Genomic DNA, 15,663 nt, shown 5'->3' on the forward strand with positions numbered 1-15,663 from the left:
CATGCCTCCATGTCAGTGGCCGCCACCGGCAGGCGCTGCCGCGGCGATGGTGGTTGAATTGTCGCCGCCGGAAGCAGCGCCGCCGCCATTGACGGCGGCCTGCAAGTCGGATTGGGCGAGGAAAAATCTCTGCCTGGCATCGATGGCGCCGCGCAGCGAGGCCAGACGCTGCCGCGCCTCGGTGAGCAGTGCAAAGATGTCGACCTGCATGCTGGAGAAGCGCAGCTGCATCTCCTCGGTGATGATTTTCCGCAAGGGAATGATCTCGCGCTGGTAGTGGCTGGCGATGTCGTAGGTGGAGCGGTAGACGCGATAGGCGTCGCGTGCCTCCGAGCGCACGTTGACGGCCCGCTCGGTCAGGCGATTGAAGGCGAAATTGTAGGTCTCCGCCGCCTGGCGCACGCGAACCTCGCCGCCGTCGAAGATCGGGATCTGGAACTGGACGTCGAAGCCGCGCTCGCGGAACGGCGGACCTTCCGGATCCTGGGTGCGGCGGGAGATGCCCGCGAGATCGAACAGCGTGACGAAGCGTGTCGCCTCGGTGAGGTTCAGCGATTTCGCCAGCGCCGTCAGCTCCAGCCGCGCGATCTGCAAATCGATGCGATGGGCGACCGCGTCGGCCTCGATCGAGGGCAAGGCCAGCGGCCGGCGCGGCAGCGGCAGCAACGCGTTCGGCAGGCGGAAGTCGAGGCCGCCGTCCCACAGTCCCATCAGGCGCGCGAGCCGTTCGCGCGCGCTCGCTGCCGTCTGACGTGCATTGACGAGGTCGGCGGTGGTTTCGGCGTAAAACACCTGCTCGCGGGCCTGGTCGAGCTTGTTGAGCGAGCCGGTCTCGCCGAGCTTGACCGCGAGCTGTGCAGTGGATTCCGCCGTCGCCTTTGCGTCCGTCAGCAGCACCACCATCTCGTTGCCGGCGACGGCGCGCCAATAAGCGCGGCGGACGTCGGCGGCGAGCCGTAACGTCGCCAGCGCTGCGCGCAATTGAGCCTGGTGAAAACGATCGCGGGCGATATCGGAGCGGAACGGCAGGGTGGCCAGCGCGAGGATATCACCGACCACCTGACGCTCGATCTCGCTGGCGCCATTGCCAGTGATCCGGGATAGCGCGAACACCGGATTGGGCGGCAGGCTCTGCTCGACCAGATCGGTCTCGGCCAGCGCCAGCTCGTTATAGGCGGCTTGTAGTCCCTTGTTGTTGAGCAGCGCGATCTGGACGGCGGTGTCTGCGGTGAGCGTACGCGACAGCAACTGGCGCGTGCGCCCGTCGACCGCGTCGACTCCCTCGGCTGTTCGCACGAAGGCAACATCCTTGTTGATGCTCTGGCTCGTCAGCTCCGACACCGTCGTCATGCCGCTGTCGGGCGAGAACCCGGCGCAGCCAGAGAGGCCGAGAGCGGCGAGAACGAGCAGGCCTCGCGCAAAATCGCGTTTCATGGCTCGCTCCTACCGGTCTTGCTTGGGGCGCGGCGCCACGGCGTCGTTGCGGTCGCGCCATGGTGCCGGCGTCGCAGGCCGCAGGCTGGTATAGGGCGCAACGGTCGAGCGATAGCCGACAGGCGCCACCTTGGCCGCCGGATCGGCGGGATCGGCGCTGGCGACCCGGTTCGTCGCCGGCATGCAGCCCGACAGCGCCAGCGCGGCCAGGGCCAGCAGCGGCCAATTGAATCGAAGGTGTCGTCCACGTGCCGCGGATGCGGCGGCGGACTTCGCCCCGGAAAGCGTAAGCATGATTCATCCCTGATCTGGAGACGATAGGTTCGCGCGCGCAGACGCGCGCTCGGCCCGACGTTGTCGCGTCAGATCAGGCGATGGGGGGACGGTAGTGCTGGGGCGAGGCCGCGCCGTGCATGCCGGCCACGATTTCGGGCACGCAGGCGGATGTCGGCTGAAGCGGTGTCGCGACGATCGGCAGGTCGGCCGGCAACGCGCTGATGCACATCATCGCACAGCACGGTCCCATCGTTCCCTTGCCGCCATGATCATGCGGGGCGGGTGCATCCTGCGCCGCGGTCTGGTGATGCGCATGCGACCCGGCATGGTGATGCGAGGTGCCGTCATGGCCGGCCAACATCTGGTGATGCGCCGGCACGAGATCGGCAACGGCTGCTTCGTCGGTAAGACACGGTGCCGCACCGCTGCCCCAAGCGAGGGCCGCCGCGGGCGCGAGCACGCAGAACAGATAGGCGAGGGCAACAAGTCTCCCCACCCTGATCCGCATCGATCGCGTCGATCGCAGCAACATTCCGTAGATATGCTCCTCGCGCGGTCAATGTTGCGCACGCTGATTGCAAATTAGTGGCAAAACGCGCGTTCGCCAAGCTCCTTCTTACCGCAGTGCACCGCGCATGCCCAATATCGCGCCACGATGCTTGACCCTGCGGCGATCCGCGGGTCATGTTCCGCCCCGTGCACGCACCAAATCATCCGGGACAAACGCCTGATTCATTCCGCCCTGATTCCCGTCAGGCCTGGATGCGGCTTGTCATTGCGCTCGTGATCGGTTCGATCGGCGGCGTCGGCATGTGGGCGATCGTGGTCATGATCCCCGCGGTGCAGGCCGAATTCGCCGCCACGCGCGGCGCGGTGTCGCTGGCCTTCACGCTGATGATGTTCGGTTTCGGGCTTGGCGGCGTCATCGCCGGCAAGATCACCGACCGGTTCGGCATCGTGCCGGCGATGGCGATCAGCATTGCCTTTCTCGGCGTCGCCAATGTGCTCGCGGGCCTGTCTGCGCAACTCTGGCAATTCGTGGCGGCCTACTTCCTGATCGGGCTCGGAACCTCGGCGACCTTCGCGCCGCTGATGGCGGAGGCCTCGCACTGGTTCGAGCGCTATCGCGGCCTTGCCGTGACGATCGTCGCGAGCGGCAATTATTTCGCCGGAACCATGTGGCCGCCGCTCGTGAACTGGGGCATGCAGGAGATCGGCTGGCGCTACACTCATGTCGGTATCGGGCTCGTCTGCGTCAGCCTGATGACCATCCTGGTGCTGGTCCTGCGCGCGCAGATGGGCGACGACAAGGCGCACGATCACGCCAATGCGCCGCCGCCGCGGGTCGACCTCAAGCTGTCGACCAACACGCTGACCGTGCTGCTGTCGATCGCCAGCATCTCCTGCTGCGTCGCAATGGCGATGCCGCAGGTGCATATCGTCGCCTATTGCGGCGATCTCGGCTATGGCGTGGCGCGGGGCGCCGAGATGCTGTCGCTGATGATGGCCTGCGGCATCGTCAGCCGGATCGGCTCGGGCTTCCTTGCCGACAAGATCGGCGGCATCCGCACGCTGCTGGTGGGATCGCTGGCACAGGGCTTTGCGCTCGTCTTCTATCTGTTCTTCGACAGCCTCACGTCACTTTACCTGATCTCCGCGATGTTCGGCCTGTTCCAGGGCGGCATCGTGCCGAGCTATGCAATCATCGTGCGCGAGGCGATGCCGGCGAGCGAAGCCGCAACCCGCGTCGGCATCGTGATCTTCGCCTCCGTGTTCGGCATGTCCTTCGGCGGCTGGGTGTCGGGGATGATCTTCGACGCCACCGGCTCCTACGGCGCGGCGTTCGCGAACGGCGTGGCGTGGAATGCCCTCAATATCGGCATCGTCGTGTTGCTGTTGATCCGCTCGCGGATGGGCTCGGTCAAGACAGGGCCGGGTTTTGCAACCTAGACCGCCTGTCCCGCCTTCAGCAGCGAGCAGCCGGTGATCTTGTAGCTGCCGTCTGGTTGCCGCTCGAGCGTATACAGCGCTTCCCAGGCCTCGCCATTGGCGTCGACGATATGGACGCGCTGGGCGATCCAGCTGCCTTCGGCCTTGCTGTCGCCAAACTCGAAACTCTTGTGCCGATAGACCGGCGCGTAGCCGTTCTGCACCATGGACATGAAGATGTCGGGTGCGGGGAAGAGCTCCTGAATCGCCGGGGCGGCGTGGGAATAGGCCGCAGCCGCATCGTCGCGAACGAATGCTTGCTCCTGGGCGCGGATGACGCCCTGCGCCGCAGCTATATCGTCGGCGAATGCCGGAGCGGCACCGAGGGTGATCATGAGAGCGACGAGCAAGGCGGCAATGCGCATGACAGGCTCCGCGTTGAAATCCCGGCGATGCTGATCCTAGCACGCCCCATGGGAAATACGGGCGCGCTATCGCTTCCGTTTCACCGCCGGCCTTACGGATTTGGCCGAGCGCGCCTTGGGCTTGCTGGCCGGCTGCACCCGCAGGCCGTCGACGAACACGTCCAGCATCCGCAGCACCGAGGATTGCCATCCGGGCTGGTCGTGCATGTAGCACATGCCGATCAAGGCCCTGAGCAGGTCTTCCGGGCTGATATCGCCGCGCATCTGGCCGGCTTCGACAGCGCGGTCGAGCAGGGACCCGATCGCCTTGGTCAGCCGGTCCATCGAGAACGCCGCGAGCTCCGACGAGCTCTGATAGGTCAGCGCCAGCGCGGCTGACATGCCCTTCTTCGTGGCAACGAATTCGACGGCTGAGCGCAGCCAGCGGCGTAGCGCATCGACCGGGTCCTTGGCACTGCGTAGATGCTCGGCAAGCTCGCTGAGCTGCTCGACCTCGCGGCGATACACCGCCTCGAACAGATCTTCGCGTGTCGGGAAATGCCGATAGAGCGTGCCGATGCCGACGCCGGCGCGTTTCGCGACGGCCTCGAGGCTCGCCTCGGGGCCGCCCGCGTTGAACACGACCTTTGCCGCTTCGAGCACGCGTTCGCGATTGCGCACGGCATCGGCACGGGGCTTTCGGGTCCGGTCGGTCTGGTCGTCCATGCCGGCAATGTAGATCACGAATTGGTTAGATTGAACCCTCGCTGAACCCTTGTGGGGCTGCATCGCGTTGGTAGCGCACAGGCTTTCGACCAATTCCAAATATTTTCGGGCAGCCCTTGTTAAGCGGAGGGTGCCTCCGTATCTTCGCTCGTGTGCTCGTCCGGGTCATGTCCGGGCGGGTCGAATTCGACGGCGGCCACGGCGGTGGCGCGCCGCGCGATCACTCATGTCCATATCTGATCGGAGCCTTGTATGAACCCCTCCATCAGCCTCACCGTGAACGGTGCGCGGCGCGACTTCGTCCTCGACGATCCGCGCGTCACGCTGCTCGATCTGTTGCGTGAGCGCCTCCATCTCACCGGAACCAAGAAGGGATGCGATCGCGGCCAGTGCGGCGCCTGCACCATTCTGGTCGACGGCAAGCGGATCAATTCCTGCCTTGCGCTCGCCATCAGCCATGACGGCGCCGACATCCTCACCATCGAAGGCGTTGCGCGCGGCGACCAGCTTCATCCAGTGCAGGCTGCCTTCATCGCCCATGACGGCTTTCAGTGCGGCTTCTGCACGCCAGGCCAGATCATGAGCGCCATCGGCATGATGAGCGAGGCGCAGGCCGGCAACGATCCCGAGCGCATCCGTGAATGCATGAGCGGCAATCTATGCCGCTGCGGCGCCTATGCCGGCATCGTCGATGCCGTGCTCGACGCACAAGATCGCATGGACGAATCCAACCAGAGGCGCTCCGCATGAAGCCGTTCGATTACGTCAGGCCCGCCACGGTCGGCGAGGCCGTTGCCGCCGCGGCCCAGCCGGGCGCCGTCTATCTCGCCGCGGGCACCAATCTGCTCGATCTGATGAAGGGCAATATCAGCCGCCCGGATCGTCTCGTCGACGTCACGCATCTCGAAGGGCTCGACGGGATCGAGCGCCTCGCCGACGGGTCTTTGCGCATCGGCGCACTCGTCAGCAACGCCGATCTCGCACACGATACCGAATTCGCAAGGTCGTATCCGGCGGTGGCCGAAGCGCTGCTCTCCGGTGCTTCCGCACAACTGCGCAACGCCGCGACGGTCGGCGGCAATCTCCTGCAGCGGACGCGCTGCGCGTATTTCTACGACACCGCGAGCCGCTGCAACAGGCGCGAGGCCGGCAGCGGCTGCGACGCCCGCCAGGGCGAGAACCGCGGCCATGCCGTGCTGGGCTGGAGCGAGAGCTGCATCGCCACGCATCCGTCCGACTTCTGCGTGCCGCTGGTCGCGCTCGACGCAATCGTCGAGATCGAGGGCAGAAACGGCCGGCGCGAGATCGCGCTCGCCGAGCTGCACCGCCTGCCCGGCGATACGCCGGAGCGTGAGTCCGCGCTCGAGCCCGGCGACCTCATCGTCTCGGTGCGGCTGCCGCCTGCGGCGCGCGGCTTTGCCGGGCATGCGCGCTACCTCAAGGTTCGCGAACGAACCTCCTACGCCTTCGCCATCGTCTCGGCCGCCGCAGCGTTGCGGATCGAGAACGGCAAGATCGCCGAGGCACGGCTTGCCCTCGGCGGCGTCGCCGCAAAACCCTGGCGCGCTCGCGCCGCCGAAGACGTGCTCAAGGGCGTGGCGCCCACGGCCGACGCCTTCCAGGAAGCCGCCTGGCGCGCGCTCGCCGACGCCAAGCCGTCCGGCGACAACGCCTTCAAGATCGATCTCGCGCGGCGCATCGTCGTGCGCGCGCTGACCCTTGCCGCGGCCGGCACGCCCGCGCGTCTTCCCGCGCTGCCGGCCTCTCCCTTTGCCTCGACGTCTGGAGCCATCCATGCCTGAGCTCAACCTCTCAAGCGCGCCTGCTCATCTGCGCCACGGCTCGAACATCGGCCAGCCACTGACTCGCCGCGACGGCGTCCTCAAGGTCAAGGGGCAGGCGACCTATGCCGCGGACAATCATCCGACCGGCATGCTATTCGCGGTGCTGGCCGTCGCCGGCATCGCGCACGGCCGTGTTACCTCGCTCGATGTCGCCGCCGCGAAGCGCCATCCCGGCGTCGTCGATGTCATGACGCCGGACCACAAGCCGCAGCTTGCGATCGACCCCGAGATCAAGACCAATCCGTTCGTGTTCCGGATGGAGGTCTTGCAGAGCAACGAGGTCCGCTACGCCAACCAGCCGATCGCCGTCGTGATCGCGGAGACGCTGGAAGCCGCAACGGAAGGCGCGCTGCTGCTGGCGCCGCGTTACGAAGCGCTGCCCGCGCTGGTCGGCCTCGATGCCGGCGAGAGCTACGTGCCGCCGGTAGTCGGCGTCGGCAATCCCACTGAAAACCATCGCGGCGATGTCGAGGCGGGCCTCGCCTCGGCCGACAAGCAGATCGACGCGACTTACGAGACGCCACCGCAATATCACAACGCGATGGAGCCGCATGCGATCGTCGCTCACTGGAACGGCGACAATCTGCAGATCGATATGCCGACCCAGGGCCTGATGCTGTCGCTGGCGCGCGTCGCCGAGCTGTTCGGCATCGCGCACGACAAGATCCACATCCGCAGCCCGTTCCTCGGCGGCGGCTTCGGCTCGAAGGGACTGATGGCCGGCCCGCCGGTCCTCGGCATCATGGCGGCAAAGCTGGTCGGCAAACCGGTGAAGCTCGTGCTGCGTCGCGAGCAGATGTACGGCCCGGTCGGCCATCGCGCGCCGACGCGGCAGCGCTTGCGCATCGGCGCCGATAGCGAAGGGCGCTTGACCGCGCTCGATCATCACGCGCGGACCGTGTCGAGCACGTTCGACGACTTCTATGAACCCGCAGCCGATGCCTCGCACACGCTCTACGCGGCGCCGGCGATCCGCACCTCGCACGACGCGGTGCGCGTGAACACCGGCACGCCGCTGTTCATGCGCGCGCCCGGTGAAGCGACTGGCTCGATCGCACTCGAAAGTGCGATCGACGAGATGGCCTGGGCCTGCGGCATGGATCCGCTCGCCTTCCGCCTGAAGAACTATGCCGAGGTCGAGCCGATCACGGGAAAACCGTTCTCCTCGAAAGCGCTGCGTGCCTGCTACGATCAGGGCGCAGCGCGTTTCGGCTGGGCGAAGCGCTCGCTCCAGCCCAAACAGATGCGCGACGACGCCGGACTTCTGGTCGGCTGGGGGATGGGCACTGCGACGTTCCCCGCGCTGATGTTCCAGGCCGAGGCACGTGCTGTTCTCCGCCTTGACGGCTCCGGTGCGATGGAGATCGGCGCACATGACATGGGGCAGGGCGCCTGGACCGCGCTTGCCCAGATCGCGGCGGATGAACTCGGTCTCGCTATCGATCGGGTCGAGTTCAAGGCCGGTTCATCCGACCTGCCCGACGCAGGCATTGCCGGCGGCTCGGCGCATACGGCAACGGCGGGCGCTGCGATCCACAGCGCCGGTGCGGCCGTCGTTGCCAAGCTCGCCAATCTCGCCACCAATGACGAGCGCTCGCCGCTGTTCGGCGCGGGTAATGCCGGTGTGATCGCGCGCAACGGTCGTTTGACCCGGCGCGACGACGAGAGCCGTGGCGAGAGCTATGTCGAGATCCTCGCGCGCGCCGGCATTGTCGAGATCGAGGCCCGCGGGACCGGCGCGCCGAACCCGGCGGCGATGGAAGAATACGCCATGCATGCCCACGGCGCGGTGTTCGCGGAGGTGAAGGTCGACCCCGAGCTCGGTCAGGTTCGCGTCACCCGTATGGTCGGCGCCTTCGCGGCGGGACGCATCGTCAATCCTCGGATGGTGCAGAGCCAGCTGTTCGGCGGCATGATCTGGGGCCTGTCCTTCGCACTGCACGAGGAGGCGGTCACCGACCGGCGTACCGGCCGGATCATGAATGCCAATCTCGGCGAGTACCATATCCCCGTGAATGCCGACGTGCCGCCGCTCGACGTGATCACGGTCGAGGAGCATGATCCGCACGTGAACGCGCTCGGCATCAAGGGCGTGGGCGAGATCGGCATCACCGGCAGCGCCGGCGCCGTCGCCAACGCGGTCTGGCATGCGACTGGCGTACGGGTCCGCCGCTTTCCGATCCGGATCGAGGAATTGCTGGTGCAGCGCTGATGCGGCAGGCGGGGCGAGACCTCCTCGCTCCGCCGCGACGGTCAGTTGATCATCCTGCGCAGGGCCTTGATCTGCTTTCGCTGCGCCTCGATGTATTTCGCGATGGCGTCACGCAGCTCGCGCGAGTGGAGCTTGTCGGTGTCGCGCTGAACTTCCTCGAGCGCAGCTTCTGCATAAGCGAGAGCGGTTTTCATCTGCGAGCCCTGTTACGAAGCCCCGGAGTTTCCAAGGAGTTGCTTGAGTGTCCGGAGCCGCAAGCCACGGCTGCCCGGCTACCGTTCGCCTCATATAGAGGTTCGGCTCGTGGAAATTGAGATGCCTCGAGCTCCGTAAGATACCGGTGGCCCCGTAAGATCACGGATAACACACGCGTGTCAGAACGTCGGCGGCGTGCAGGCCGAGATCACTTCGCAGGGCTTGCCGCCGACGCAGCGGAAGCGATGCGGACGGCGGCTCTCGAAGTAATAGGCGTCGCCCGGATTGAGGATGCGGCGCTCGTCCTCAACGGTCACCTCGAGTTTTCCGGAGATCACGATACCGCCTTCCTCGCCGTCATGGACGAGGTGGACGCGCCCGGTGTCGCTGCCGGGTTCGTAGCGCTCCTTCAGGATCTGCAGGCTGCGGCCGAACAGATTGTCGCCGATCTGGCGGTAGGAGATCGGCTTCTTGCCGACTTCGGTCAGCTCTTCGGCGCGGTAGAAGATCTTGCGCCGCGACTCCGGCTCCAGCGCGAAGAACTCGGCGAGCCCCATCGGGATGCCGTCGAGGATGCGCTTGAGCGCGCCGACCGACGGGTTCATCTGGTTGGATTCGATCAGCGAGATCGTCGAATTGGTGACGCCGGCGCGCTTGGCGAGTTCGCGCTGCGACAGCTTGTGGCGCGCCCGGATGAATCGCAGCCGTCCGCCGATGTCGACGCTCATGTTCCGGTCCTTGCGTAGCCATGTGTTGCAGGTGTTGCGGATCGCGCAAATATGGACCGGCAGCCATAGTGAAATCAATGGCTTGCAGGTCACCAGAAAAGGACTTGTTGCGCCTGCGCAGCCGTGGCTCTGCTAGCAGGTCAGCAAAGGAGCGCGGCCGTGACCCTTCATCAGATTCCGAACACTATCAAGACCGACTCGTTCTGGATGCCGTTCACGGCCAACCGGCAGTTCAAGAAGGCGCCGCGCCTGTTCTCCTCGGCCGAGGGCATGCACTACACCACCGTCGACGGCCGCAAGGTGATCGACGGCTCCGCCGGTCTCTGGTGCGTCAATGCCGGCCACGGCCGCAAGCAGATCGCCGCGGCGGTCGAGCGGCAGCTCATGACGCTGGACTTCGCGCCGACATTCCAGATGGGCCATCCGCTGGCCTTCGACTTCGCCGAGCGCCTCGCCGAGATCGCGCCGAAGGGTCTCGATCGCGTCTTCTTCACCAACTCGGGCTCCGAGTCGGTCGATACCGCTCTCAAGATCGCGCTCGCCTATCACCGCGCCAATGGCCAGTCGAGCCGGACCCGCCTAATCGGCCGCGAGCGCGGCTATCACGGCGTCGGCTTCGGCGGTACGTCGGTCGGCGGCATGGTCGCCAACCGCCGCGCCTTCGCGACCCTGCTGCCGGGCGTCGACCACATCCGCCACACCCACGATCTCACCCGCAACGCCTTCGCCAAGGACCAGCCCGAGCATGGCGCCGAGCTCGCCGACGATCTCGAGCGCCTGGTCGGCCTGCACGGTGCCGAGACCATCGCTGCCGTCATCGTCGAGCCGGTGCCGGGCTCGACCGCGGTGCTGCCGCCGCCGAAGGGCTATCTGCAGCGCCTGCGCGAGATCTGCGACAAGCACGGCATTCTCCTGATCTTCGACGAGGTCATCACCGGCTTCGGCCGACTCGGCACGCCGTTCGCCGCCAACTTCTTCGGCGTCACGCCGGACCTGATGACGACGGCCAAGGGCATCACCAACGGCACCATTCCCTGTGGCGCGGTGTTCGCGAGCCGCAAGGTGCATGACGGCATGATGGTCGGTCCGGAGAGCCAGATGGAGCTGTTCCACGGCTACACCTATTCGGCGCATCCGACCGCCTGCGCGGCCGGCATCGCGACGCTCGACATCTACAAGGACGAAGGCCTGCTCACGCGCGGTGCGTCGATGGCGGATTACTGGCGCGATGCGCTGCATTCGCTGAAGGGGCTGCCGAACGTCGTCGACATCCGCAATTGCGGCCTGATGGGTGCGGTCGAGCTCGCCCCGCGCGACGGCGTCGTCGGTGCCCGCGGCTACGACGTCATGGTCGACTGCTTCAACACCGGCCTTTACCTGCGCATGAGCGGCGACAGCTTCGCGATGTCGCCCCCGCTGATCGTCGAGAAGAGCCACATCGACCAGATGGTCTCGATCCTCGGCGACGCCATCAAGAAGGTGGCGTGATAATTGCTCTCGCCGTTGCGGAGTGCTTTTCTTGCAGCGGCGAGCCGTGATGCCGCGGGAGTTTGACGAAGCGTGAAAGTCCTGATCCTCGGCAGCGGTGTCATCGGTGTCACCTCTGCCTACTACCTGGCGCGTGCCGGCCACGAGGTGACGGTCGTCGACCGTCAGCCGGAGCCGGCACTGGAGACCTCCTTCGCCAACGCCGGCGAGGTGTCGCCCGGCTATTCCTCGCCCTGGGCAGGCCCCGGCGTGCCGGTGAAGGCGGTCAAGTGGCTCTTGATGAAGCATGGGCCGCTGGTGGTCCGGCCCAAGCTCGATCCCGTCATGTGGGTCTGGCTGCTCAAGATGCTGCGCAACTGCACCAGTGCGCGCTACGCGGTCAATAAGAGCCGGATGATCCCGATCGCGGAATACAGCCGCGATTCCCTGCGCGATCTCAGGCGCGACATCGGCATTCAATATGACGAGCGCTCGCAAGGCACGCTCCAGCTGTTCCGCTACCAGGCCCAGCTCGACGGCACGGCCGAGGACATCGCCGTGCTCAAGCAATACGGTGTTCCCTTCGAGGTGCTGAGCCGCGAGGGCTGTATCGCGGTCGAGCCGGCGCTATCAGGCGTGAAGGAGAAGTTCGTCGGTGGGCTTCGCCTGCCGCAGGACGAAACCGGCGACTGCCACATGTTCACGCGGGCGCTGGCCAAGCATGCCGAGGCGCTTGGCGTGCGCTTCATGTTCAACACCGGCATCGACCGCATCGTCACCGACGGCGCGCGTGTCAGCGGTGTTGCGACCAGTGCCGGCTTGTTGCAGGCCGACGCTTACGTGCTCGCGCTCGGCAGCTGGTCGTCGCGCCTCGTGGCGCCGCTCGGCATTTCGCTGCCGGTCTATCCGGTGAAGGGCTATTCGATCACGGTGCCGATCAAGGACGCCTCCGGTGCGCCGGAATCCACCGTGATGGACGAGAGCTACAAGGTCGCGATCACGCGCCTCGGCAATCGCATCCGCGTCGGCGGCACCGCGGAAATCTCGGGCTATTCGGACAAGCTCTACGACGCCCGCCGCGCCACGCTCGATCATTCGCTGACCGATCTGTTCCCGCGCGGCGGCGATCTCGCCAAGGCGACGTTCTGGAGCGGCCTGCGCCCGATGACCCCGGACGGCCCGCCGGTGATCGGCCCGACGCAATACGCCAATCTCCACCTCAACACCGGCCACGGTACGCTGGGCTGGACCATGTCCTGCGGCTCGGGGCGCGTGCTTGCCGACATGCTGTCGGGCAGGAAGCCGGACATCGACGTCAGCGCGCTGACGGTGGAGCGGTACAAGCACCGGTTCGGGTGATTGACGCTATCATTCCGGAGCGATGCGAAGCATCGAGCCCGGAATCTCGAGATTCCGGGTTCGCCTCTTCGAGGCGCTCCGGAATGACAGCAACCGGCTACTACGCCCCCGTCACGCAATTCACCCAGAGCACAACGGCCTTCGCATCCTCGGCCGGATTTGAAAACCGGTGCGGCCGCCGGCTCGCAAATCTGAAACTATCCCCGCTCTTCAGCGACCATGTCTCGCTGTCCACCGTCAGCATCATCTCGCCTTCGAGCACGAGGCCGGCCTCTTCGCCGTCATGGGTGTAGAGCTCGTCGCCGGTTGAGCCGCCGGGATCCAGATGCACCAGGAACAGGTTCAGTTTGTTGTCGGCGCTTGCCGGGCTCAGCAATTGCTTGGACACGCCGGTGCGCCAGAGTTTCAATTCGGGCCGTTGCAGCCCGCGTGTCACCACCTGGTCAGATGCACCGTCGGCACTCGGGCTCGCGCCGAACAGCGCGGCGATGCCGACGCCGAACACGTCCGCCAGCGTTGCCAGCACGCGCAGCGAGGGTGATGACAGGCCGCGCTCGATCTGGCTGAGAAAGCCGATCGACAGCGCGGTGCGCGCCGCGACCGTTTCCAGCGAGAATTGCCTGACGCGCCGGAGATCCCTGATGTGGCGGCCGACCGCGACATCCATCGCGGGCTCCCTGGGTTTGGTGACGGCCTTGGTTCTGGCCTTCGGCTTCCTCGCCGGCCTTGCGGCGGCGGGTTTGCGCATTCTTTTGCCACCGCTCACGTCAGATCGCTTCCTTCATGTGCATGAAAACCGCTTGCGTGATCCACAAAAATGTGACCAAATTTTCATATTGGTGAAAATAGGCCGAAACGGCTTGGCCCGCAATGTCGGCGATCACGGCAAGTGCGAGCGCCGCCATCGGCCAGGCCCACAGGGGGATGCAATGAAGCGTTTTGGTCTGGCCGCGGTCGCGGCACTGGCAATTGCAGCGGTGACGCCGGCTTCGGCGCAGCAGGTGTTGAAAGTCGGCTCGACCCCGACGGGCATTCCCTTCACCTTCCTCGACACCAAGACCAACACCATTCAGGGCATCATGGTCGATCTCGTCACCGAAGTCGGCAAGGACGCCGGCTTCAACGTGCAGATCGAGCCGATGCAGTTCTCGGCGCTGATCCCGTCGTTGACCTCGAGCAAGATCGACATCATCGCGGCCGCGATGTTCATCACGCCGCCGCGGAAAGAGGTCGTCGACTTCTCCGATCCGATCTATACCTATGGCGAAGGCTTGGTGGTGCCGAAGAGCGATACCAAGGCCTATGCCACGCAGGATGATCTCAAGGGCCAGACGGTCGGCGCCCAGGTCGGCACCGCCTTCGTCGACGCGCTGAAGAAAACCGGCCTGTTCGCCGAGGTGAAGGCCTACGACACCATCCCCGACATCCTGCGCGACGTGAATACCGGACGCCTCAAGGCCGGCTACGCCGACTATCCGATCCTCGCCTACAATCTGAAGCAGGGCGGCTTCCCCGAGGTGCGTCTCGTCGACGGCTACAAGCCGGTGACCGTCGGCTCGGTCGGCATCGGCGTTCGCAAGGGCGAAGCTGCGCTGCTCGGCAAGATCAACGCCTCGCTGGCGAAGCTGAAGGCCAACGGCACCATCGACAAGATCCTCGACAAATGGGGCCTGAAGGCACAGGGTTGACCAGGCTGCACGATGAAAGGCTTCTGGCACGACGCCGTCGAATTCTTCCCGATCCTGTTGAACGGCGTCGCGCTGACGATCATCGTCACCATCGGCTCGCTGCTGCTCTCGACGGTGCTGGGCCTGATCTGGGCAATGATGCGGGTCTCCGGCATCAAGGTGCTGTCGATGCTCAGCGCCAGCCTGATCAATGTGATCCGCGGCATCCCGATCATCGTGCTGCTGTTCTACCTCTATTTCGTGATGCCTGAACTCGGCGTCACGCTCTCGGCCTTGCAGGCCGCGATCCTCGGGCTCGGCATCGCCTATTCGGCCTACCAGGCGGAGAATTTCCGGGCGGGCATCGAGGCGATCGACAAGGGGCAGATCGAGGCGGCACAGTCGATCGGCATGGGCTGGTGGCTCACCATGCGCCGCGTGGTGCTGCCGCAGGCGGTGCGCATCGTGCTGCCTCCTTACGGCAACGTGATGATCATGATGCTGAAGGATTCCTCGCAGGCTTCCACCATCACGGTCGCCGAGCTTGCCCTGCAAGGCAAGCTGATCGCGTCATCCACCTTCAAGAACACCAGCGTCTTCACCCTCGTGGCGCTGATGTATCTCACCATGAGCATCCCGCTGATCCTGCTGGTCCGTCACTTCGAGAAACGGGCCGGCAAGCGATGATCGAGCTGAACGACGTCCACAAGAGCTTTGGCAAGGTCGAGGTGCTCAAAGGCATCACGGCGTCCGTGCAGAAGGGCGAGGTGGTTTGTATCATCGGCCCCTCCGGCTCGGGCAAGTCGACCATCCTGCGCTGTATCAACGGGCTTGAAAGCTACGACCGCGGCGAGATCAGCGTCGAAGGCCTGAAGGTCGACCGCGATGCGCCGTCGATCGTTGCCATCCGCACCCAGGTCTCGATGGTGTTCCAGCGCTTCAACCTGTTCCCCCATCGCACGGCGCTGGAGAACGTGGTCGAGGGGCCGCTCTTCGTGAAGAAGGAGCCGCGCGCGCAGGCGCTGGAGCGTGGCCGCGCACTGCTCGCCCAGGTCGGGCTCGCCGAGAAGGCGGATGCGCATCCGCCGCAGCTCTCCGGCGGCCAGCAACAGCGCGTCGCGATCGCGCGGGCGCTGGCGATGCAGCCCAAGGCGATCCTGTTCGACGAGCCGACCTCGGCGCTCGACCCTGAGCTGGTCGGCGATGTGCTCGGCGTGATGCGCAAGCTCGCGGACGACGGCATGACCATGGTCGTCGTCACCCACGAGATGGGCTTTGCCCGCGACGTCGCCGACCGCGTGCTGTTCATCGACGGCGGCGTCATCGTCGAGCAGGGGCCGGCCAAGGCGCTGCTCAATCAACCCCAGCATCCGCGCACGCAGGACTTTTTGCGCCGGGTGCTGCATCCGCTCTGATCGGTCT

18 protein-coding genes are annotated in these 15,663 nt (G+C 65.7%); 9 read left to right on the forward strand and 9 right to left on the reverse strand.

What is annotated here, in order from left to right:
* Positions 1–12 precede the first annotated feature (12 nt).
* The 3 genes from HAP40_RS08635 to HAP40_RS08645 all read right to left on the reverse strand — a co-directional run bounded on the left by HAP40_RS08635 (position 13) and on the right by HAP40_RS08645 (position 2,242).
* A complete protein-coding gene (locus HAP40_RS08635) occupies positions 13–1,434 on the reverse strand; it encodes a TolC family protein (RefSeq protein ID WP_166818210.1) in 1,422 nt (473 codons plus the stop codon).
* Positions 1,435–1,443: 9 nt separating this feature from the next.
* Positions 1,444–1,728, reverse strand: coding sequence for a hypothetical protein (locus HAP40_RS08640; protein ID WP_166818209.1), 285 nt, complete (start codon positions 1,726–1,728; stop codon positions 1,444–1,446).
* Positions 1,729–1,801: 73 nt separating this feature from the next.
* On the reverse strand, positions 1,802–2,242 hold the full coding sequence (locus tag HAP40_RS08645; RefSeq protein ID WP_166818208.1) for a hypothetical protein: 441 nt from the start codon (positions 2,240–2,242) through the stop codon (positions 1,802–1,804).
* A 152-nt stretch (positions 2,243–2,394) separates the two neighbouring features.
* On the opposite strand from HAP40_RS08645, the gene HAP40_RS08650 reads away from it, so the two are divergent.
* Complete coding sequence (locus tag HAP40_RS08650) at positions 2,395–3,660, forward strand: MFS transporter (protein WP_166818207.1); 1,266 nt, start codon at positions 2,395–2,397, stop codon at positions 3,658–3,660.
* On the opposite strand, the gene HAP40_RS08655 is transcribed toward HAP40_RS08650, so the two are convergent.
* Together HAP40_RS08655 and HAP40_RS08660 are read right to left on the reverse strand one after the other, a co-directional pair.
* Positions 3,657–4,064 carry a DUF4864 domain-containing protein gene (locus HAP40_RS08655; RefSeq protein WP_166818206.1) on the reverse strand — a complete coding sequence of 136 codons (408 nt, stop codon included), beginning with the start codon at positions 4,062–4,064 and terminating at the stop codon, positions 3,657–3,659. The two genes, HAP40_RS08650 and HAP40_RS08655, sit on opposite strands and share 4 nt — an antisense overlap.
* A gap of 66 nt (positions 4,065–4,130) precedes the next feature.
* Positions 4,131–4,769: a TetR/AcrR family transcriptional regulator gene (locus tag HAP40_RS08660; RefSeq protein WP_208024952.1), complete on the reverse strand. Its 639-nt coding sequence runs from the start codon at positions 4,767–4,769 to the stop codon at positions 4,131–4,133.
* Between the two features lie 252 nt (positions 4,770–5,021).
* On the opposite strand from HAP40_RS08660, the gene HAP40_RS08665 reads away from it, so the two are divergent.
* From HAP40_RS08665 to HAP40_RS08675, 3 genes are read left to right on the forward strand one after another with little or no spacing between them, the layout of a single operon-like run.
* Positions 5,022–5,519 (forward strand): (2Fe-2S)-binding protein, encoded by a 498-nt coding sequence (locus HAP40_RS08665; protein ID WP_166818204.1) that lies wholly within the window; start codon positions 5,022–5,024, stop codon positions 5,517–5,519.
* Positions 5,516–6,571: an FAD binding domain-containing protein gene (locus HAP40_RS08670; protein ID WP_166818203.1), complete on the forward strand. Its 1,056-nt coding sequence runs from the start codon at positions 5,516–5,518 to the stop codon at positions 6,569–6,571. Before HAP40_RS08665 ends, HAP40_RS08670 begins: the two co-directional genes overlap by 4 nt.
* Positions 6,564–8,825: a xanthine dehydrogenase family protein molybdopterin-binding subunit gene (locus HAP40_RS08675; protein ID WP_166818202.1), complete on the forward strand. Its 2,262-nt coding sequence runs from the start codon at positions 6,564–6,566 to the stop codon at positions 8,823–8,825. Before HAP40_RS08670 ends, HAP40_RS08675 begins: the two co-directional genes overlap by 8 nt.
* 41 nt (positions 8,826–8,866) lie before the next feature.
* Here HAP40_RS08675 and HAP40_RS08680 read toward each other — a convergent pair whose 3' ends face one another.
* Both HAP40_RS08680 and HAP40_RS08685 read right to left on the reverse strand, forming a co-directional pair.
* A complete protein-coding gene (locus HAP40_RS08680; protein WP_166818201.1) occupies positions 8,867–9,019 on the reverse strand; it encodes a hypothetical protein in 153 nt (50 codons plus the stop codon).
* A gap of 180 nt (positions 9,020–9,199) precedes the next feature.
* Positions 9,200–9,748 carry a cupin domain-containing protein gene (locus HAP40_RS08685; protein WP_008561958.1) on the reverse strand — a complete coding sequence of 183 codons (549 nt, stop codon included), beginning with the start codon at positions 9,746–9,748 and terminating at the stop codon, positions 9,200–9,202.
* A 159-nt stretch (positions 9,749–9,907) separates the two neighbouring features.
* Here HAP40_RS08685 and HAP40_RS08690 point away from each other — a divergent pair, with 159 nt between their 5' ends.
* Both HAP40_RS08690 and HAP40_RS08695 read left to right on the forward strand, forming a co-directional pair.
* Positions 9,908–11,236, forward strand: a complete 1,329-nt coding sequence (locus tag HAP40_RS08690) for an aspartate aminotransferase family protein (protein ID WP_166818200.1) — start codon at positions 9,908–9,910, stop codon at positions 11,234–11,236.
* Between the two features lie 72 nt (positions 11,237–11,308).
* A complete protein-coding gene (locus HAP40_RS08695; RefSeq protein ID WP_166818199.1) occupies positions 11,309–12,574 on the forward strand; it encodes a D-amino acid dehydrogenase in 1,266 nt (421 codons plus the stop codon).
* Positions 12,575–12,674: 100 nt separating this feature from the next.
* On the opposite strand, the gene HAP40_RS08700 is transcribed toward HAP40_RS08695, so the two are convergent.
* Entirely contained in the window at positions 12,675–13,322 is a 648-nt protein-coding gene (locus tag HAP40_RS08700; protein WP_166818198.1) for a cupin domain-containing protein, read from the reverse strand.
* A gap of 19 nt (positions 13,323–13,341) precedes the next feature.
* The gene (locus HAP40_RS08705) at positions 13,342–13,479 is read right to left on the reverse strand and encodes a hypothetical protein (protein ID WP_166818197.1); all 138 of its coding nucleotides are present in this window, start codon (positions 13,477–13,479) and stop codon (positions 13,342–13,344) included.
* Positions 13,480–13,503: 24 nt separating this feature from the next.
* Between HAP40_RS08705 and HAP40_RS08710 the strand changes: the two genes are divergently transcribed.
* Genes HAP40_RS08710 through HAP40_RS08720 form a run of 3 tightly spaced genes read left to right on the forward strand, consistent with a single transcriptional unit; the run spans position 13,504 to position 15,656 of the window.
* The gene (locus HAP40_RS08710; protein WP_166818196.1) at positions 13,504–14,262 is read left to right on the forward strand and encodes an ABC transporter substrate-binding protein; all 759 of its coding nucleotides are present in this window, start codon (positions 13,504–13,506) and stop codon (positions 14,260–14,262) included.
* Between the two features lie 12 nt (positions 14,263–14,274).
* Positions 14,275–14,928, forward strand: a complete 654-nt coding sequence (locus HAP40_RS08715; RefSeq protein ID WP_166818195.1) for an amino acid ABC transporter permease — start codon at positions 14,275–14,277, stop codon at positions 14,926–14,928.
* Positions 14,925–15,656 carry an amino acid ABC transporter ATP-binding protein gene (locus HAP40_RS08720; RefSeq protein WP_166818194.1) on the forward strand — a complete coding sequence of 244 codons (732 nt, stop codon included), beginning with the start codon at positions 14,925–14,927 and terminating at the stop codon, positions 15,654–15,656. Before HAP40_RS08715 ends, HAP40_RS08720 begins: the two co-directional genes overlap by 4 nt.
* The last annotated feature ends 7 nt before the right edge of the window (positions 15,657–15,663 follow it).

This window comes from Bradyrhizobium sp. 1(2017) (assembly GCF_011602485.2).
In the GTDB taxonomy this organism is placed as follows: domain Bacteria; phylum Pseudomonadota; class Alphaproteobacteria; order Rhizobiales; family Xanthobacteraceae; genus Bradyrhizobium.